The organism is Nonomuraea marmarensis (assembly GCF_043197025.1).
Classification (GTDB): domain Bacteria; phylum Actinomycetota; class Actinomycetes; order Streptosporangiales; family Streptosporangiaceae; genus Nonomuraea; species Nonomuraea marmarensis.
The window spans coordinates 106,244-124,523 of sequence record NZ_JBICRM010000006.1 but is presented as its reverse complement, the minus strand read 5'-3'; the positions used below and the strand labels follow the sequence as shown (position 1 = coordinate 124,523).

Sequence of the window (18,280 nt, the reverse complement as noted above, 5' to 3'; positions counted from 1 at the left end):
TCATCCTCTTTGGAGTGGATTGCCCGTGCTCCGGCCCCTCTGGAAACCATCCATCGCCCTCGCCGGAACCCTCGCCGTGACCGCCTGCTCCGGCAGCGACGCGGCCACCTCGACCTTCCCCACCTGGCACAACTCCCAGGTCAACGCGGTCAGCCGGATGGCGGTCGCGGGCGGGGTGGTCGCCGCCACCTCCATGAAGCCCGACGGCACGCTCGAGACCGTCGCCGTCGGCCTGCGCGACGGCAGGCGGCTGTGGGCGTACCCGGCCACGATGGCGGGCCGCCTGCCCGGCATGGGCGTCTCCGCCCCCGCGATCGTGGAGACGTCCCCGGGCCAGGGCATGATCGTCGCGCTCGACCCGGCCAGGAAAGACCGCTGGAACGCCACCCTCGTCGCCCGCGACGCCCGCTCCGGGGTGCAGAAGTGGGCCAGACCGATGCATTCGACGTTCGGGCCGCAGCGCTGCGGGCCCTACGTCTGCGTGTCCGAGCACACCGCCCTGTCCAAGGCCCGCACGGTGGTGCTGGAGCCGGCCACGGGCAAGCTCCTGTGGAAGCTGCCGGGGATCTCCGAGGTCGAATGGTCCGACCAGGACCGGGTCCTGCTGCTCAGACTGGCCGCCAACCCCATGATCGAGTCGTACGAGGTCAAGACCGGCAAGCTCCAGTGGCAACAGCCGATCGAACAGGCACTCGGCCCCGGGCTCGACCTGTCGGGCGGCTGGGCGTTCGGCGCGACGGGCGACGACCTGGTCGGCTACGTCGCCCCCTACACGAACCCCCGGACGAAGAAGGTCTCCTCGTTCGGCCTGTTCTCCATCAAGATCGGCAACGGGACGGTCAACTGGATGCGGCCCTCGGTCGTACGCGTCTATCCGAGCGGCAACCCCGGGTACGCCCCCGTCGTACGCCCCGTCGACCGCCAGGGCGCCTACGGCGGCTTCGCCAGGCTGGACTCGGCGACAGGGCGGGTGGTCGGCCAGATCACCGCGGCCAACGTGCCGGGGTCCGGCTGGTGGCTGGCCCTGCCCGACCGGATGGACAAGCTGGGCTTCCTCCAGCACAACACCAAGGGCACGGCCTTCGACATCGTCTCCGGCAAGTCCGTGCCCGTGGAGGAGCAGCGCGGCTGGTCGTTCTGCGTCACCGACCCCAAGCCGCTGCCGCTGCGCGGGCAGGCGCCCGGGTTCTACTCGACGGCCGCCCTGTGCGAATACGACCTCGGCACCGGCAAGCGGGTCTCGGCCGACCCGGCACCGCCACCCTGGTTCACCGGCAGCCAGGACGGATGGCGGTTGTGGCGGGACGAGAAGGGAGGCATGCACGCGGTCAACGACCACACCGCGACGGCTCCAGGCATGTACGGGTAGAGGCTTCCGGGTAGAACTGGAATATAGTTCTATAAATAGCGCCGACAAAGGAGGGGCCATGCCCGAGGCAGTCATCGTCGCAACCGCGCGTTCCCCGATCGGACGAGCCTTCAAAGGGTCGCTCAAGGAGATCCGTCCCGACGACCTGACCGTGCAGATGATCCAGGCGGCGCTGGCCAAGGTGCCCCAGCTGAACCCGGCCACGATCGACGACATCATGCTGGGCTGCGGGCTGCCCGGGGGTGAGCAAGGGTTCAACATGGCGCGGGTGGTGTCGGTGATGCTCGGGCTCGACAACGTGCCCGGCACGACCGTGACGCGCTACTGCTCGTCGTCGCTGCAGACCACGCGGATGGCGTTCCACGCGATCAAGGCGGGAGAAGGGGACGTGTTCGTGTCGGCCGGGGTGGAGACCGTGTCCCGGTTCGTCAAGGGCAGCTCGGACTCGCTGCCCGACACGCACAACCCGGTCTTCCTGGACGCGCTGGGCCGTACCAAGAAGTTCACCGAGGGCGGGCAGACCTGGCACGACCCGCGCCAGGATGGCGATATTCCCGACATCTACATCGCCATGGGCCAGACCGCCGAGAATCTCGCCCAGCTCAAGGGGATCACCCGTCAGGAGCAGGACGAGTTCGGGGTGCGCTCGCAGAACCTCGCCGAGAAGGCGCTTGCGGACGGGTTCTGGCAGAAGGACATCACGCCGGCGACCCTTCCCGACGGGACCGTGGTGAGCAAGGACGACGGGCCCAGGGCGGGGACGACGTACGAGAAGGTCGCCTCGCTGGCCCCGGTCTTCCGGCCGGACGGGACCGTCACCGCCGGCAACTGCTGTCCGCTGAACGACGGGGCGGCGGCCGTGATCGTGATGAGCGACGTCAAGGCGGCCGAGCTCGGCATCACGCCGTTGGCCAGGATCGTGTCCACCGGGGTCACGGGGCTCTCGCCGGAGATCATGGGGCTGGGGCCGGTGGAGGCCTCGAAGCAGGCGCTGTCCAGGGCGGGGATGGCGATCGACGACATCGACCTGGTGGAGATCAACGAGGCGTTCGCGGCCCAGGTGATCCCCTCCTACCGGGAGCTGGGGATCGACCTGGACCGGCTCAACGTCAACGGCGGGGCGATCGCGGTGGGTCACCCGTTCGGGATGACGGGCGCGCGCATCACCTCCACGCTCATCAACAGCCTCCAGCACCACGACAAGAGCATCGGCCTCGAGACGATGTGCGTGGGCGGCGGCCAGGGCATGGCGATGATCCTTGAGCGCCTGAACTGACCCCCACTGGGCGGCACAACGTGGACGGTGGCCAGGGGTGGGCCGCGGAACTCGGGTAACGGGGGCTCGCGTAGCGGCGGGCCACCGTCATCCGGTCAGCGGCCGTTTCCCTGGACCGCCTCAGCCATGTGCGGCGGTTGGCTCGACCACGGCATGCCGTACAGGATGGTTGATCCCGGCCACCAGAGGGCGGCTATCCGTGGCGGTCTGGGCCCGCGTGGGTCGGGGTGATGCGGACGAGGACGCGGCGGTCGCGGACCATGGCGGCGCGGTAGTCCGCCCAGTCCGGGTGCTCGCCCGAGATGTTGCGATAGTACGTGACCAGGTGGTCCATGGCCTCCGGCAACTGGAGGATGTCGGCCACCCCGTCCACCTGGATCCAGTCGCCGTAGAAGGCGCCCGTGAAAGCGCACAACGAGACGTTCGGGTCGCGGGCGATGTTGCGGACCTTGCTCGCCGTTTCCCTGGAGCTGATGACCACCTGATCACCCTCGACCCCGGCCGTCACCGGTGACATCTGCGGGCGCCCGTCGCGATGCCTGGTCAGGAGGATGGCGTTGTGGTTGGCGCGGAGAAAATCAAGTGCCTTGTCGAGATCCATTCCCTCATGATGACGCGCCCGCGCTATCGGCGCGGGCGCGGGGGATGGAGGGCTTAGATGAAGCCCATGCGGTTACGGCGGTGCCGCTCGTGTTCGAGGACGATCGCGGCGGCGTAGCCGTGGGTCAGCCCGTGCTCGTCGGCAAGCCAGTTGGCCCGCTCGTCGCACCTCAGGAAGGCCGGGCCGTTGTCGATGGCTTGGAACCACTCGGGGAGTTCGCGTCCCGTTATCGTGGGGACCCTTGCGATGAGTTTCGTCTGCGTCTCCGGTGAGTGGTTCAAGGACATGGGCACCTCCGCGGATTAAGGTCCTTTGCTTGACAGTGCAACACCGGCGTCCAGATGGCAAGCCCCCAACCAGGCATCATTTTGTGACGGCACGTAGATTTTCGGTCGCACACAGAGAGGGCCCCGCCGGTACGGCGAGGCCCTCGGAGTTGAACGGGTGCTTAACGATCAGTCACTACTGGTGAAATAGCTGACGAAGCGCAGCACCTCGAGGTAGATCCAGACCAGGCTAAGCGTCAACCCGAACGCGCACTGCCAGGCGAACTTCTCCGGCGCCCCCTGCTTGACGCCCTGCTCGATGGAGTCGAAGTCGAGCAGCAGGAAGAAGCAGCCGAGCAGGATCATCAGAGCGCTGAAGGCGATGCCGATCCCGGAGTCGGTGCGCAGGCCGAGCCCGCCGGGGAGGAACAGGCCCGCGAGCAGGTTGACGAGCATCAGCCCGATCGCCGCGACGCCCGCGGCGACGACGAACTTGACCAGCTTGGGAGTGACTCGGATGACGCGCAGCGAGTAGACCGTCAGCACGCCGCCGAATGCCAAGGCGGTGCCGAGGATCGCCTGCAGCACGATGCCGCCGGTGCGCGCCTCCATCACGCTGCTGAACGCGCCCAGGAACACGCCCTCGAACACGGCGTAGGACAGGATGAGCGCCGGGTTGGTGCTCATCTTGAACGACGCGACCAGGCCGAGCACCAGGGCGATGATCGCCGAGACGACGGCCACGCCGATCGGGACCTCGAGATACCAGGCGGCTCCGGCGGCCACCACCAGCACGCCAAGGGTCATGAAGCCGCGGACTACGACGTCGTCGATCGTCATCGCCCGAGAGGCGGGCCGGGCGGGGGCTGTGTACGACGGGGCGTCGTACATGTTCTGCAACTGGTCGGGGGACGGTGCGGGGCCGGCCCAGCCACCGGCCTGCTGCCGCGACCTGCTGAATACGGGGTTCTTGCTCTCCATCGCTGCCTCCTGTGACGCCGAGCCTACGGGGCCTGGCGGCACCTTGGTCAACTGACGCGTCAGATCGATGTTCATTCGGGACTTCGGCAGCGATCCCAACGAACGTGTGCGCCGTGAAGTTCCCAAGGTCATCCGAGCCCCCCGCCAGGCCACCCCGCCGCCCCGCGGTGTTTCCCGACCGGCCACCGGAAAAGGCCGTATCTAATGCGTAGTCAACCATTCACAGAAAGGGAAACTCCGGGAACGCAGAAACGAGGCAGTTTGTCAATGTGGAATCCGACTCGGCCGCCTGCCCACCAGAGCTTACTAGGCTCCTCCAGGGCGGGCTCAGCCGGTCCGGTCTGTGGCCCGCAGACCCTACGCCATCGGGGAAGATGGCAGCTCCGTAACAACTCGATATCAGCCTTAGAACAATTGAAGCGGGCCCGCCGCACGATCGCGGTAAATCTCCAGGTCAAAGACCTGAAGACGGCGAAGATGGCAAGTGCCCCCGGCGGGATTCGAACCCGCACGTCAACCCTTTTAAGGGGTTTGCCTCTGCCTTTGGGCTACGGGGGCGCCGCAATCATACGAAACGGACCATGCTTCCGAGGAGCACAACTTCGCATCAGGCGTCACAACTGTGAAGTCTGCGGTGAAGTGATAGCGCTCGAGGGACTCTGTCCAAGAAGAGTAGACCGTCCAGATGGTCGAGTTGGTGCTGAATGCAACGGGCTTCGAAGGCGTCTGCCTCGATGGTGACGGGCTCGCCGCTGCCTGGCAAATGCCCATGTACGGTGATACGGGTCGCACGCCGTACATCTGCCGTCAGCCCCGTGATGGACGCGCACCCCTCGCGGGCGTGGTCCCAGTGGGAGGCCGCCGCGAGGCGTGGATTGACGATGACGAGCTCTCCGGCCCATGACCGGCTTCGGGGGTGGAGTCGGGTGTCAAAGGCGATGAGCCGCCAGCTGAGGCCGATCTGGGGGGCCGCCAGGCCGGTCGTGGCCAGCTCACGGCGCAGGGTGGCCAGCAGGTCGGCGGCGCCGGTCACGACCTCGGGGGCGGTCGGGTCCACCGGCTCGGCCGCGGCGGACAGGAGCGGGTGTGGAGCGCCGAGGACCTCGCGCGGGGTCCCCCGTGGCCCGTTCACAGCAGGTCCGGTTCGACGGGGCGGAAGGTGATCTCCGAGTCCAGGCTGGCGCCGACGGTCGCCAGCCTGCGCATGAGCGCCGCCACGTCCACCTCCTTCGGCAGCTCGACGTCGGCGATCAGCACGTACAGGCGGCCGGTGAGCCTGGTGCTCATGCCGGTGATGTTGCCGCCGTCCGCCGCCAGCACGGCGCTGATGGCGGAGATGATGCCGGGCCGGTCGGGGCCGTGCACGGTCAGCACGTAGCCGAGGCCGCCCCCCTCCTCGCAGAAGTGACGGCGGGCCTCGATGGCCGAGGCGGTCACCACGAGGTCGGGCGCGCACAGGCGTTTCAGCAGCTCTGCGGAGTCCAGCTCGCCCGACACCAGCAACATCATCGCCACGTGGCCGCCGAGCAGCGTCATGGTCGAGTCCTGGATGTTCGCCCCGCAGTCGGCGAGCGAACCGGTGACGGCGGCGATCACGCCGGGCCGGTCCACGCCGAGCACGGTCACCGCTGAGAGCCCCACCCGTGGTACCCCTTTCCCCTCGCGACCAAGGGGCGCCGAAAACGCCCCGGCGATGGTCGCCGGGGCGCTCTGCCGTACCTGGGCTAGCGGCGAGTCGTCGCCACCGCGGCCCTGAAGTCCTCGCGCGGGTGCTCCATCTCACCCAGCGAGATCGTCTCTCGCTTGAAGAACAGCGCCAGGGTCCAATCGACGACGACACGGACCTTGCGGTTCAGCGTCGGCACCCGCGACAGATGGTAGGTGCGGTGCATGAACCACGCAGGGAATCCGCGAAGCTTGACGCCATAGACATTGGCGACGCCCTGATGGAGGCCCAGGCCGGCGACCGATCCGACATACTTGTGACGGTATTCGGCCAGTTGCTGTCCGCGCAGGTGACGGACGATGTTGTCGGCCAGCACCTTGGCCTGGCGAACGGCGTGCTGGGCGTTCGGGGCGCAATACTGGCCGGGGTTCGTCACGTCGGGCACCCCCGCGGCGTCACCGGCCGCGAAGGCGTCTGGCGTGCCCGCGACGGCGAGCGTGGTGGTGGCCTTGATCCGGCCGCGCTCGTCGAGGGGCAGGTCGCTGTCGTTCACCACGGGGCTGGGCTTGACGCCCGCGGTCCACACGAGCGTCTCGGCGTCGAACTCCGAGCCGTCCGACAGCACCACGTGCCCGCCCTCGCAGGACTCCAGGCGCGTGTCGAGCTTGACGTCGATGCCGCGCTCGCGCAGCTGCTCCAGGGTCCACTTGCCCATTTCGGGGCCGACCTCGGGCAGCACCCGGTTCGTGGCCTCAACGAGCACCCAGCGGATGTCCGACGGCCTGATGTTGCGGTAGTAGCGGGTCGAGTCCTTGGCCATGTCCTCGAGCTCGGCCAGCGCCTCCACCCCGGCGAAGCCCGCCCCGACCACCACGAACGTGAGCGCCCTGCGCCGCACCTCCGGGTCGTCGGTCGACTCGGCCACGTCGAGCAGGTGCAGCACCCGGTTGCGCAGCGCGATGGCCTCGCCCACGGTCTTGAACCCGATGCCGATGTCGGTCAGGCCCGGGATGGGCAGCGTGCGGGAGATCGATCCCGCCGCCATCACGATCACGTCGTACGCCACCTGCCGCGGCTCCCCCTCGGCCGGCTGGAAGGTGACCGTGCGTTCCGAATGGTTGATCTTGGTGACCGCGCCGTTGAGTATGCGCGCCTTGGACAGGATCCGCCGCAGCGGGGCCACCACGTGCCTGGGCGAGAGGTTACCCGCCGCCGCCTCAGGCAAGAAGGGCTGGTAGGTCATGTAGGACTGGGGGTCGATGATCGTGACTCGTGCCTCGCCACTGCGCAGCTCGCGATGGAGCTTGCGCTGCAGCCGGAGCGCTGTGTACAGGCCGACGTATCCACCGCCGACGACCAAGATGTGCTTGTTCATCCTGAGGCCCCACCTCTCGTGGAGTGCTTGTGAAAGCATTCACAAGCTTACGGCAAGTGCACTCGATGAAGCCAATCCGGGCGTGGTGCAACGCGTCACACAGCCAGTGACCTGGCCCTGGTGAAGACGTCGTCCAGCATCTGGGCGGTGACGCGGCCGGTGAACGTGTTCTGCTGGCTGGGGTGGTAGCAGCCGATCAGCGTCACGGGCGTGTCGCCGTACCGGACCTCGACCTCGGCCCCGTGCCCGAACGGCGGGCGGCCGCGCGGCAGGTCGTAACCCGCATCCTTGAGGGCGGGCCACATGGCCTGCCAGGCGTAGCCGCCGAGCGCCACGACCACCCGCAGGTATGGCACGACCAGCGCCACCTCGCGCGCCAGCCACGGGGAGCACGTGGTCTTCTCCGACGGGGTCGGCTTGTTCCCGGGCGGCGCGCAGCGCACGGCCGCCACCACCCGCGCGTCCAGGAGCTCCTGCCCGTCGCCCGCGTGCGTGCTGGTCTCCTGCGTGGCCAGGCCGCTGCGGTACAGCGAGGCGAACAGCCAGTCGCCGCTGCGGTCGCCGGTGAAGATCCGCCCGGTCCTGTTGCCCCCGTGCGCGGCCGGCGCCAGGCCGACCAGCAGGATCCGCGGCCGCTCGGCGCCCCAGCCCGGGACTGGGCGGCCCCAGTAAGTCTCGTCCGCGAACGCGCGCCGCTTCACCGTGGCGACTTCCTCGCGCCATTCCACCAGGCGGGGACAGGCCCGGCAGACGGACTGGACGGCCGTGAGCTCCGCGAGGGTGTTGCTGGTGGCGGCGAGGCGGCGCACGTCCGCGGGGTCGAGGGCGACCGGGGTGTCAGCGGTCGCCGGGTCGCCGGGCCAGCCGGTGCCAGGAGGTACGAAGCTCATGACACCGATGGTGCCCGATCTGGTGTCGCGACAAGAAAACCGGGTGGCGCCCGCGGGTGCCACCCGGTTCTGGTTCGGTCACTCGACCTCGGGATCGCTCACGCGGCAGACTAGGAAGCCGAAGGCGTGACGGTCGGGGTCGGGGTCGGGGTCGTGGCCGGGGCGGCCGTCGCGCACGGGGCGTAGGACTTGGTGACGGTGTCACCGTTGTCCGGTCCCGTGATCGACAGCGTGACGGTGCCGCCCTTCGCGGCCTCGCCGGTCAGCGCGCTGGAGAGCGAGTCGACGCTCTTGGAGCCGCCGTGCCGGTCGAAGTAGGTCACGCCGCTGGACACCGGCTTGCCGTTCACCGACCAGGTCCAGCTGACCCGGGCGGCGCCGGTCGAGTAGACGGTGCCGAGGGCGTTGAGCGTGCAGGCGGTGGTGGTGGACACCGTGGTGGAGGCCGAAACCCTGACAGCGGGAGCCTCAGGGGTCGTGTCCTTGCACCAGACCTTGTAGTAAGCGCGGTTGGAGGAGCTGCCGTCGGGGCTCAGGATCTCCAGCTGCGCCCAGCCACGCTGGCTGTCACGCGGGGAGAAGCTGAAGCCGACCTTCCGCGTGTCGCGGACCTTGACCTTGCCGTAGTCGACGACGTCACCGTTGAGCACCCAGCGGTAACGGACCCACGCCGGCCGGTTGGCCTCGATCACGCCGACAAAGCCGATCTTGTCGCCGGGGGTGCAGGGGCCGACGTACGAGCTGGGGCTGGCGTAGGCGCGGGCCGACACCGACAGGTCGAGGTGCGTACGCACCTCCTTGAGCGGCTCGCTGCAGGAGACCGAGAAGTAGCCCTTCTTGGAGGTGACCTTCTTCGGACCGAGGACCTGTACGGCCTCCCAGCCCTTGACGTCCTCCTTGAAGGTGATGGACTGCTTGACGGTCACCGTCTTGGTGCCCTTGCCCTTGAGCTTGACGGTCTTGACCTTGCTCTTGGACCCGTCGCCGTGCAACCAGCGGTAGGCGAGCTCGGCCTTGCCCTTGACGGGCACCTTGATCTTGGCCGAGAAGTTGACCTTGACCGGGCAGGATCCCTCGTAGTCACGAGTGGCGGCCTTGGGCGTGGAGACCGAGACCTTGGGCGAGGCCTTGGCGGTGGCGGCGGCCGTCTTGGCCGAGGTCGCCGCCTGCGCGGGGCTGGCGACCAGTCCCGCGGCCAAGGCGGCCAGCACCGCGGCGGACGCCCCGATCGCCGCCGCCTTACGTGCTAACCCAATAGACATCATGTGAGAGTGCTCCATTCCGTGAGGGAAGAGACGCGCTCGGGAACGGTCGCCACGCCGGCACCTTCCGTGCGCAGCGATATGGCAAAGCCCCCGTAATGCTCCTTTACCTAATCACAATACTGATTGCACACTCAACACAGCCGATGAACTGGAAATGTCCGGATTTCTTCAGCTATCGGGCGATAGCCCACGCAATACCGTCGAGGATGTCGTGTTCACTGACAACTACCTGCGAAAACGCGAAACGACGGACGATCCGGTCAAGAATTAGCGCGCCCGCGCCAATCACATCGACCCTTCCCGGATGCATCACCGGAACCTCGGCTCGATCACCATGGGTCATCGCAAGCAGCCGCCGCGTCACCTCGTGAACCTGCTGGGCGGAAATGCGGGAGTGATGAATCCGCGCCGGATCGTAGGCGGGCAGGTCGAGCGCCATGCCCGCGATCGTCGTCACCGAGCCCGCCAGGCCCACGAGCGTGTGCGCCCGCTCGACCGGCACCTCGGCCTGGACCAGGTCGAGCGCGGCCTCGATGTCGGCCACCACGGCCTCCAGGGCGGGAGCGGAAGGCGGGTCACCCGCGTCACGCAGGTGCCGTTCGGTGAGGCGTACGCAGCCGATGTCCACCGACAGTGCCGCCTCGGCGTGCTCGGAGCCGACCACGAACTCGGTGGACCCGCCGCCGATGTCCACCACCAGGTAAGGGGGCAGCGGCCCCTGCGGCATCTCGGTCTCCGGCGACAGCCGCAGCAGCCCCTTGGTCGCGCCGATGAACGAGAGCTCGGCCTCCTCAGCCCCCGACACGACCTCGGGCTCCACCCCGAAGATCTCGCGCACCCCGGCCGCGAACTCCTCCCGGTTGGCCGCGTCCCTCGTCGCGCTCGTGGCCACGACCCGGGTCCTGACGGCGCCGTGCCGGTCGATCAGCTCGCGGTAGCCGCGCATGGCCTTGAACGTGCGCTCCAGGGCGTCCGGAGCCAGCCTGCCGGTCCTGTCGACGCCCTGGCCCAGGCGTACGATCTCCATCCGCCGTTCGACGTCGGTCAGCAGGTCGTCGTGGACGTCGGCGATGAGCAGGCGGACGGAATTGGTGCCGCAGTCGACGGCGGCTACACGCATGGTCCGTCACTCCACCACTCGGGGAGCGCGTCGAGCGCCTCCCTGCCGATCGGGTTGGCGCCGGGCACCGCCAGCTCGTGCGCGACGAGCGCGTGCAGGCACTTGACCCGCCGCGGCATGCCGCCGGTGCTCTGCATGTCGCGTGGAAGCGGCGCCATGCCCTGCTCGGCGGCCGCGTCGTCGCGCCTGGCGACGTAGTCGTCGTGCGCGGCCTGGTACGCGGCCGCCAGGTCGGGCTCCGTGGCGAGCCTGGACTGCATCTCCCGCATCAGGCCCGAGCCTTCGAGCGTGCCGATGGCCGAGGCCGCCTTGGGACAGGTCAAGTAGTAGAGAGTCGGGAAGGGCGAGCCGTCCGGCAGCCGTGGCGCGGTCTCCACCACGTCGGGGTTGCCGCACGGGCAGCGGTGCGCCACCGCGCGCAGCCCTCTGGGCGGGCGCCCGAGCTGCTTCTCCACCACCTCGACGTCGCGCTCATGGTCGCGCCCGCTTCGGCCCTCGTTGGCTCGTCCCTCGCTCTCTCGGTCCGAGCTCCTGCGCTCAGGACTGTCCAACGGTTTCCTTCCCGGTGACCGCCCTGCGGCCGGTGCCCTTGTCGGCGGCCTCCACGGACTCCCAGAGCGTCTGGTACCACGGCGGCACCGCCGCCGGTTGTTTCGCGGCCGTCTCTTCCTTGCCCTGCTGTTGCTCCATCACCACATAGCACTTCTCGCCCGGCCCGCAGTAGTGCAGCCGCTCCTTGGCCGTCCTCTTGATCCAGTTGGGATCGCGGCTCTGCCTGTCGCGGGCCAGCAACGCCTGCCGCTCCGCCTCGACCGTGGCCTTCTCCGCCCGCAGCTCGGAGATGCTGCGGCGCAGGCTGATGTACTCGCGCACAGGGTAGGCCAGGCTCATCGCGATCGCGCACACCACGACGGCCAGGACGGCGGCCCGCCCGGTCAGCTGGGGCCTTTTCGCCAATTGCTCCACACCCCCTCAAGTACGGCCCACAACGCTCCCTCGCGGGCCGTACTCGAAACTAGCGCTGGAAACGCGGGAAAGCCGCGCGACCCGCGTAGCGGGCGGCGTCATCGAGGAGTTCCTCGATGCGCAGCAGCTGGTTGTACTTCGCCACCCGGTCCGAGCGGGCCGGGGCGCCGGTCTTGATCTGGCCGCAGTTGATCGCCACCGCCAGGTCCGCGATCGTGGTGTCCTCGGTCTCGCCGGAACGGTGGCTCATCATGCACCGGTAGCCGCTGCGGTGGGCCAGGTCGACCGCGTCGAGGGTCTCCGACAGCGTGCCGATCTGGTTGACCTTGACCAGCAGGGCGTTGGCGGTGCCCGCCTTGATGCCGCGCTCCAGCCGCTCGGGGTTGGTGACGAACAGGTCGTCGCCGACGAGCTGCACCTTGTCGCCGAGGGCCACGGTGATGGCCTTCCAGCCCTCCCAGTCCTCCTCGTCGAGCGGGTCCTCGATGGAGACGAGCGGGTAGTTGGCGACCAGGTCCTCGTAGAATGCGATCAGCTCAGCAGCCAGCACGCCCTTGCCGTCGATCGTGTAGACGCCGTCCTGGTGGAACTCGGAGGCGGCCACGTCGAGCGCCAGCGCGATGTCCTCGCCCGGCGTGTAGCCGGCCCGCTCGATGGCGACCAGGATCAGGTCGAGCGCGTCGCGGTTGGACGGCAGGTTGGGCGCGAACCCGCCCTCGTCGCCCAGGCCGGTGGCGTAGCCCTTCTCCTTGAGCACGCCCTTGAGCGCCTGATAGACCTCGGTGCCCATGCGCACGGCCTCGCGGAACGTCTCCGCCCCGATCGGCGCGATCATGAACTCCTGGATGTCGACGTTGGTGTCGGCGTGGGCGCCGCCGTTGAGGATGTTCATCATCGGCACGGGCAGCACGTGGGCGTTGGGGCCGCCGACGTAGCGGAACAGCGGCAGGTCGGCGCTGTCGGCGGCGGCCTTGGCGACGGCCAGCGAGACGCCCAGGATGGCGTTGGCGCCAAGCTTGGACTTGTTGGGCGTGCGGTCCAGGTCGATCATGATCTGGTCGATGATGCGCTGGTCCTCGGCCTCGATCCCGCTGATCTCCTCGAAGATCTCGTCGGTCACGGCGAGCACGGCCTTCTCCACGCCCTTGCCGCCGTAGCGGCGGCCGCCGTCACGCAGCTCGACCGCCTCGAACTGGCCGGTGGAAGCCCCGCTCGGCACGGCCGCCCGGCCGCTGCTGCCGTCGTCGAGCACCACCTCGACCTCGACCGTCGGGTTGCCCCGGGAGTCGAGGATCTCGCGAGCGTAAACGACCTCGATGGTAGCCACGGGATGCGCTCCTAAATCGAAAGGCAATATGCCATCAGAGCCTATCGGTCGGTGGTCGACTCCCAGGCCCGGACCCGGTCCCGGTACGAACGCGCCGCGGCCCGCAGCTCGGCTTCGGCGTCCAGCCCGGCGTCGGCAGCCCGGCGGACGAGGTCGAACAGCTCCCTGGCCACCCCCTGCCCCACCGCGGCCGACAGCGACTCCGGCGCCCCGGCCCGCTCGGCCCTGCGCAGCAACTGGGCGGCCAGCGACAACGCGGGCTGGCCCATGGGCACGCCGTCGAGCACCGACTCGCTGCCCTTGGCGGCCCGCTCGGCGGCCTTGATCGCCTCCCAGTTCTCGCTCACCTCGTCGGCGCTCTCCGCCCGCACCGAGCCGAACACGTGGGGATGGCGGCGTACGAGCTTCTCGACGATCCCGGCCGCGACGTCGTCCATGTCGAAGTCCTCGGCCACCCGCGCATGGAAGACCACCTGCAGCAGCAGATCCCCCAGCTCCTCACGGAGCGCCGGGTAATCGCCCTGCTCGATGGTCTCAAGCACCTCATAAGCCTCTTCGAGCAGGTACGGCACCAACGTCTCGTGCGTTTGCTTCCGATCCCACGGACACTCGACCCGCAACCGGTCCATCACCGCGACCAGGTCCAGCACCCGCGCGCCCGGCAGGTCGTAGGAGCCCGGCACGACCTCGATCAGCGGCGGCTCGTCGAGCGCGACGGCGGCGTTCCCCACCGCGCGCATGAAGTCCTCGCTCTCGGAGGCCGCCAGCCACACGACGGTCTCGGCGACCGCCCGCCCGGCCAGCGCCCGCGGGTCCGGCTCGACGACCTCGATCTCGATCCCGGCCTCGGCCAGGTAGGGCAGCTGGGGATGCGCCGCCGAACCGGTCAGCACCGGCCCCGAGCGCAGCGCCTGCCACGCCTGGTGGCTCAGCATGCCCGGCGCGACCCTGGGCGAGGTGGTGACGACGATCAGCGGCACGGCTCAGCCCTGCGGCTGCTGCTGAGGCTGCGTCTGCGGGGCCGTGAGCTTGCCGAACCTGCCGGTGTCCACGAACAGCGCCGGGTTCTCCTGCGACCGCGCCGGGTTCAGCTCGCCGTAGCGAGGGTTGAAGATCGGCCTGATCGCACTGAGCTCCTTCACCAGCCGCTCCTGCCCGCTCTGGCCACCGAACTGCTGCTGCAGCTTCGTGAGGCCGACCACCGCCCGGCCGTAGTCGGCGGCGTCGAGCGGCGAGACGCCATTGGCCAGGAGATTGATCTCGGGCGTCTCGTACTGGCCGGGGCTCTTGAGCGCGGCGTCGATCTCCGTCTGGCTCACCTGCACGTTGTAGCGCGAGATGAGCTGCCTGGACGCGCTCACGTTCACCAGGCGCTGCAGCACGACCTGGCTGGCCGGCACGCCGCCCAGCGCCGACTCGTCGAGCTTGGCCCTCTTCAGCGCGGCCAGGTAGTCCTGCGTGTCCTTGTCGAGCTGACCCGTCGAGATGCGCTCGTTACCGACCACGGCCGCGGCCCCGGCGTGCATCGGGGATGAGCAAGCGGTCAGCGCGATGCCTGCCGCGGCGACGGCCACAGCCACTCGTATCGACTTCACGTACGTCCCTTTCCGACCCGAAAACCGCCGTTAGCTTACCCGTGCGGGCTCGAGGAACATCGCCTCGACCAGGTCGCCGCACCATTTGAGCAGGTCGAGATCGCGTAGCGGCTGCCCGCCCAGCGGTTTCGTCTTGGGAACCGGCACCAGCAGCGTCTCCGCCGCCTGCTTGTATATCGCCTTCTTGTACAGCCGGTCGAGGCGGACCTGCTGCGACTCCTTCAGCCTGGCGGGGCCGAACTTGATGTTCTGGCCCTGCAGCGTGACGTCCGTGAGCCCGGCCTGGCGGGCGCTGATCCGGAACTTGGCGACCTCCAGCAGGTTCTCCACCTCCGCGGGCGGCTTGCCGTAGCGGTCGGTCAGCTCGGCGCGCACCTCGTCGATGTCGGCGGGCGCGGCGATGGCCGCGATCCGCTTGTACGCCTCCAGCCGCAACCGCTCGGAGGTGACGTAGTCGTGCGGGATGTGGGCGTTGATCGGCAGCTCGACCTTGACGTCGGGCTGCTCCTCCACCACCTCGGCGCCCGACAACTTGGCCTTCTGCTCCTGCACGGCCTCGGCCATCAGCCGCACGTACAGGTCGAAGCCGACGCCCGCGATGAACCCCGACTGCTCGGCGCCCAGCACGTTGCCCGCGCCGCGGATCTCCAGGTCCTTCATCGCGACGTACATGCCCGCGCCCATCTCGGTGTGCTGCGAGATCGTGGCGAGCCGCTCGTGCGCGGTCTCGGTCAGCGGCTTCTCCGGCGGGTAGAGGAAGTACGCGTAACCGCGCTCCCTGCCCCGCCCGACGCGCCCTCTGATCTGGTGGAGCTGCGACAGGCCGTAGTTGTCGGCCCGGTCCACGATCAGCGTGTTGGCGTTGGGCACGTCGAGCCCGGACTCCACGATCGTGGTGGAGACGAGCAGGTCGTATTCGCGCTCCCAGAAGCCCACCATGATCTTCTCGAGCTGGTGCTCGTTCATCTGCCCGTGCGCCACCGCGATGCGCGCCTCGGGGACCAGCTCGCGCAGCCGCGCGGCCACCCGGTTGATCGAGGCCACCCGGTTGTGCACGAAGAAGATCTGGCCGTCGCGCATCAGCTCGCGCCTGATCGCGGCCCCGATCTGCTTCTCCTCGTAAGGACCCACGAAGGTGAGGATCGGGTGCCGCTCCTCCGGCGGCGTGAGGATCGTGGACATCTCGCGGATGCCCGTCAGGCCCATCTCCAGCGTGCGCGGGATCGGCGTGGCGGACATGGCCAGCACGTCCACCTGCGTGCGCAGGTGTTTCATCGCCTCCTTGTGCTCGACGCCGAACCGCTGCTCCTCGTCGATGATGATCAGCCCCAGGTCCTTGAACCTGACCTCCGGGCTGAGCAGCCGGTGCGTGCCGATCACCACGTCCACGGAGCCCGACCTGAGCCCTTCGAGCGTGCCCTTGACCTCGCCGTCGCTCTGGAAGCGGGAAACCGGCTTGAGCGAGACGGGAAAGCTGGAGAACCGCTCGGTGAAGGTCGACATGTGCTGCTGCACCAGCAGCGTGGTCGGCACCAGCACCGCCACCTGCTTGCCGTCCTGCACCGCCTTGAACGCCGCCCGCACCGCGATCTCGGTCTTGCCGTAGCCGACGTCGCCGCAGATCAGCCGGTCCATCGGGATGCCGCGCTCCATGTCGCGCTTGACCTCGTCGATGGCCTCGAGCTGGTCGCCGGTCTCTGCGTACGGGAACGCGTCCTCCATCTCCCGCTGCCATGGCGTGTCCGCCCCGAACGGGTGCCCCGGCGAGGCCATCCGGGCGGAGTAGAGCCGGATGAGCTCCCCCGCGATCTCCTTGACCGCCTTCTTCGCCCTGGACTTGGCCTTGGCCCAGTCGGCGCCGCCCATGCGGTTGAGCGTGGGCGCCTCGCCGCCGACGTAGCGGGTGACCTCGTCGAGCTGGTCGGTCGGCACGTAGAGCCGGTCGCCCTTGGCGTATTCGATGACCAGGTATTCGCGGGTGGCGCCCTGGACCGTGCGCTGGACCATCTCGACGTAGCGGCCCACGCCGTGCTGCTCGTGCACCACGTGGTCGCCGACCTTGAGCTGGAGCGGGTCCACCATGTTGCGGCGGCGCGACGGCAGCCGCCGCATGTCCTTGGTGGACGCCTTCTGCCCGACCAGGTCCAGGTGGGTGAGCACGGCCAGGTTGGGCGTGATGAACCCGTGCTCGATCAGCCCGGTCGTGACGTGGACGACCTTGGCCTCGGGCGCTTTATCCAGAAATTTCTGCAGCCGCGCGGGCACGTCCACGCCCTTGAGCAGCTCCACCATGCGCTCGGCCGGGCCGTGCCCCTCGCTGAGCAGCACGATCGCCTTCTCCTCGGCCAGCCAGCCCTTGATGTCGGCCAGCGCCTTGGCCGTGTCGCCGCGGTAGGCCTCCGAGTCCTGCGCGTCCAGCTCCACCCCGCCGCCGAACGGCGCCATCGTCCACCACGGCTGCCCCAGCACGTCGGCGTGCCCGCGGATGTCCTCCAGCGAGCGGAACGCGGCCGCCCCCAGGTCGATCGGCGCCTCGCCGCCGGCCGCCGCGTTGATCCAGGAGGCTTCGAGGAACTCCTGCGAGGTGCGTACGAGCTCCGCGGCCCTTCCCCTGATCCGCTCGGGATCGCACACGAACACGGCCGACCGGATCGGCAGATGGTCGAGCAGCAGGTCCATCTCCCCTGCCAGCACGGGCGCGAACGCCTCCATGCCCTCGACCGGCATGCCCTCCGCGAGCTGGTCGAGCACCTCGGCCAGCGCGGGGTGTTCCTCGGCCAGCTCCCGCGCCCGGGCCCTGACCTCGTCGGTCAGCAGCAGCTCGCGGCACGGCGGCGCGAACAGCCCGTCCTCGGCCGCCTCCAGCGAGCGCTGGTCGGCCACCTTGAACCAGCGGATCTCCTCGACCGTGTCGCCCCAGAACTCCAGCCGCAGCGGATGCTCCTCGGTCGGCGGGAACACGTCGACCAGCCCGCCCCGCACGGCCACCTCGCCGCGCTTCTCCACCATGTCGACCCGGCGGTAGCCGTTGCCGACCAGGTTGTCCACCACGTCGTCGAGGTCGGCGTCGCCGCCGGCCCGCAACCTGATCGGCTCCAGGTCGCCGAGCCCCTTCACGATCGGCTGCAGCAGCGCCCTGATCGGCGCCACGACCACGCTGAGCGGCCCGGCTGCGGCGTCGCCCTTGACCGGGTGCGCCAGCCTCCTGAGCACCGCGAGGCGCTGCCCCACGGTGTCGCTGCGCGGCGAGAGCCGCTCGTGCGGCAGCGTCTCCCACGCCGGGAACACGGCCACAGAGCCGGGCTCGATGAGGCTGGTCAGCGCGGCGGCGAGGTCCTCCGCCTCGCGGCCGGTCGCGGTGACGGCCAGCACCGTGCGCTGGTCGTGCCCGGACAGCGCGGCCACGCCGAACGGCCGCAGCGCGGACGGCGCGACCAGCGCGACATCGCCGCCCTCTTCGAGAGCGGCGGTCAGTTTCGGGTCGGCGCGAACAAGGTCAAGCAGTCCGGAAAGACTCATCAGATACGCCCACAGCCCCAGATGCGGCAACACGACTACCCCCGGCCGGGTCAGGTCGCGGGGG

17 protein-coding genes and 1 tRNA gene are annotated in these 18,280 nt (G+C 69.2%); 2 read left to right on the top strand and 16 right to left on the bottom strand.

Annotated elements, in window-relative coordinates; all coding sequences use genetic code 11:
• Nucleotides 1-25: 25 nt before the first annotated feature.
• Entirely contained in the window at nucleotides 26-1,369 is a 1,344-nt protein-coding gene (locus ACFLIM_RS11795) for a hypothetical protein (RefSeq protein WP_393164544.1), read from the top strand.
• Between the two features lie 58 nt (nucleotides 1,370-1,427).
• Entirely contained in the window at nucleotides 1,428-2,645 is a 1,218-nt protein-coding gene (locus ACFLIM_RS11790; RefSeq protein ID WP_393164543.1) for an acetyl-CoA C-acetyltransferase, read from the top strand.
• Nucleotides 2,646-2,838: 193 nt separating this feature from the next.
• Here ACFLIM_RS11790 and ACFLIM_RS11785 read toward each other — a convergent pair whose 3' ends face one another.
• From ACFLIM_RS11785 to mfd, 16 genes are all read right to left on the bottom strand, one after another.
• A complete protein-coding gene (locus tag ACFLIM_RS11785; RefSeq protein ID WP_393164542.1) occupies nucleotides 2,839-3,246 on the bottom strand; it encodes a PPOX class F420-dependent oxidoreductase in 408 nt (135 codons plus the stop codon).
• Nucleotides 3,247-3,299: 53 nt separating this feature from the next.
• Nucleotides 3,300-3,533, bottom strand: coding sequence for a DUF4287 domain-containing protein (locus tag ACFLIM_RS11780; RefSeq protein ID WP_393164541.1), 234 nt, complete (start codon nucleotides 3,531-3,533; stop codon nucleotides 3,300-3,302).
• Nucleotides 3,534-3,701: 168 nt separating this feature from the next.
• Nucleotides 3,702-4,493, bottom strand: a complete 792-nt coding sequence (locus ACFLIM_RS11775; RefSeq protein ID WP_393164540.1) for a Bax inhibitor-1/YccA family protein — start codon at nucleotides 4,491-4,493, stop codon at nucleotides 3,702-3,704.
• Nucleotides 4,494-4,978: 485 nt separating this feature from the next.
• Nucleotides 4,979-5,051: transfer RNA gene (locus ACFLIM_RS11770), tRNA-Leu, on the bottom strand.
• 49 nt (nucleotides 5,052-5,100) lie between these two features.
• Nucleotides 5,101-5,625: a peptide deformylase gene (locus tag ACFLIM_RS11765; RefSeq protein WP_393164539.1), complete on the bottom strand. Its 525-nt coding sequence runs from the start codon at nucleotides 5,623-5,625 to the stop codon at nucleotides 5,101-5,103.
• Nucleotides 5,622-6,134: a glycine cleavage system protein R gene (locus tag ACFLIM_RS11760; RefSeq protein WP_393164538.1), complete on the bottom strand. Its 513-nt coding sequence runs from the start codon at nucleotides 6,132-6,134 to the stop codon at nucleotides 5,622-5,624. Before ACFLIM_RS11760 ends, ACFLIM_RS11765 begins: the two co-directional genes overlap by 4 nt.
• A gap of 83 nt (nucleotides 6,135-6,217) precedes the next feature.
• On the bottom strand, nucleotides 6,218-7,534 hold the full coding sequence (locus tag ACFLIM_RS11755; protein WP_393164537.1) for an NAD(P)/FAD-dependent oxidoreductase: 1,317 nt from the start codon (nucleotides 7,532-7,534) through the stop codon (nucleotides 6,218-6,220).
• Between the two features lie 95 nt (nucleotides 7,535-7,629).
• Entirely contained in the window at nucleotides 7,630-8,424 is a 795-nt protein-coding gene (locus tag ACFLIM_RS11750) for a uracil-DNA glycosylase (RefSeq protein WP_393164536.1), read from the bottom strand.
• Nucleotides 8,425-8,534: 110 nt separating this feature from the next.
• Nucleotides 8,535-9,689, bottom strand: coding sequence for a hypothetical protein (locus ACFLIM_RS11745; RefSeq protein ID WP_393164535.1), 1,155 nt, complete (start codon nucleotides 9,687-9,689; stop codon nucleotides 8,535-8,537).
• A gap of 172 nt (nucleotides 9,690-9,861) precedes the next feature.
• The gene (locus ACFLIM_RS11740; protein WP_393164534.1) at nucleotides 9,862-10,809 is read right to left on the bottom strand and encodes a Ppx/GppA phosphatase family protein; all 948 of its coding nucleotides are present in this window, start codon (nucleotides 10,807-10,809) and stop codon (nucleotides 9,862-9,864) included.
• Nucleotides 10,800-11,267, bottom strand: coding sequence for a DUF501 domain-containing protein (locus ACFLIM_RS11735; RefSeq protein ID WP_393164832.1), 468 nt, complete (start codon nucleotides 11,265-11,267; stop codon nucleotides 10,800-10,802). Before ACFLIM_RS11735 ends, ACFLIM_RS11740 begins: the two co-directional genes overlap by 10 nt.
• 79 nt (nucleotides 11,268-11,346) lie before the next feature.
• Nucleotides 11,347-11,766 (bottom strand): FtsB family cell division protein, encoded by a 420-nt coding sequence (locus ACFLIM_RS11730; RefSeq protein WP_393164533.1) that lies wholly within the window; start codon nucleotides 11,764-11,766, stop codon nucleotides 11,347-11,349.
• 58 nt (nucleotides 11,767-11,824) lie between these two features.
• Nucleotides 11,825-13,102, bottom strand: a complete 1,278-nt coding sequence (gene eno, locus ACFLIM_RS11725; RefSeq protein ID WP_393164532.1) for a phosphopyruvate hydratase — start codon at nucleotides 13,100-13,102, stop codon at nucleotides 11,825-11,827.
• Between the two features lie 41 nt (nucleotides 13,103-13,143).
• Nucleotides 13,144-14,082, bottom strand: a complete 939-nt coding sequence (locus tag ACFLIM_RS11720; protein WP_393164531.1) for a MazG family protein — start codon at nucleotides 14,080-14,082, stop codon at nucleotides 13,144-13,146.
• A gap of 3 nt (nucleotides 14,083-14,085) precedes the next feature.
• On the bottom strand, nucleotides 14,086-14,697 hold the full coding sequence (locus tag ACFLIM_RS11715; protein WP_393164530.1) for a SurA N-terminal domain-containing protein: 612 nt from the start codon (nucleotides 14,695-14,697) through the stop codon (nucleotides 14,086-14,088).
• A 30-nt stretch (nucleotides 14,698-14,727) separates the two neighbouring features.
• Complete coding sequence (mfd, locus tag ACFLIM_RS11710) at nucleotides 14,728-18,216, bottom strand: transcription-repair coupling factor (RefSeq protein WP_393164529.1); 3,489 nt, start codon at nucleotides 18,214-18,216, stop codon at nucleotides 14,728-14,730.
• Nucleotides 18,217-18,280 lie beyond the last annotated feature (64 nt).

Bases quoted from the DNA above. Each gene is read 5' to 3' on its own strand.
- ACFLIM_RS11790 (WP_393164543.1), top strand. From the start codon at position 1,428: ATGCCCGAGGCAGTCATCGTCGCAACCGCGCGTTCCCCGATCGGACGA.
- ACFLIM_RS11785 (WP_393164542.1), bottom strand. From the start codon at position 3,246: ATGGATCTCGACAAGGCACTTGATTTTCTCCGCGCCAACCACAACGCC.
- ACFLIM_RS11780 (WP_393164541.1), bottom strand. From the start codon at position 3,533: ATGTCCTTGAACCACTCACCGGAGACGCAGACGAAACTCATCGCAAGG.
- ACFLIM_RS11775 (WP_393164540.1), bottom strand. From the start codon at position 4,493: ATGGAGAGCAAGAACCCCGTATTCAGCAGGTCGCGGCAGCAGGCCGGT.
- ACFLIM_RS11755 (WP_393164537.1), bottom strand. From the start codon at position 7,534: ATGAACAAGCACATCTTGGTCGTCGGCGGTGGATACGTCGGCCTGTAC.
- ACFLIM_RS11750 (WP_393164536.1), bottom strand. From the start codon at position 8,424: ATGAGCTTCGTACCTCCTGGCACCGGCTGGCCCGGCGACCCGGCGACC.
- ACFLIM_RS11745 (WP_393164535.1), bottom strand. From the start codon at position 9,689: ATGATGTCTATTGGGTTAGCACGTAAGGCGGCGGCGATCGGGGCGTCC.
- ACFLIM_RS11740 (WP_393164534.1), bottom strand. From the start codon at position 10,809: ATGCGTGTAGCCGCCGTCGACTGCGGCACCAATTCCGTCCGCCTGCTC.
- mfd (WP_393164529.1), bottom strand. From the start codon at position 18,216: ATGAGTCTTTCCGGACTGCTTGACCTTGTTCGCGCCGACCCGAAACTG.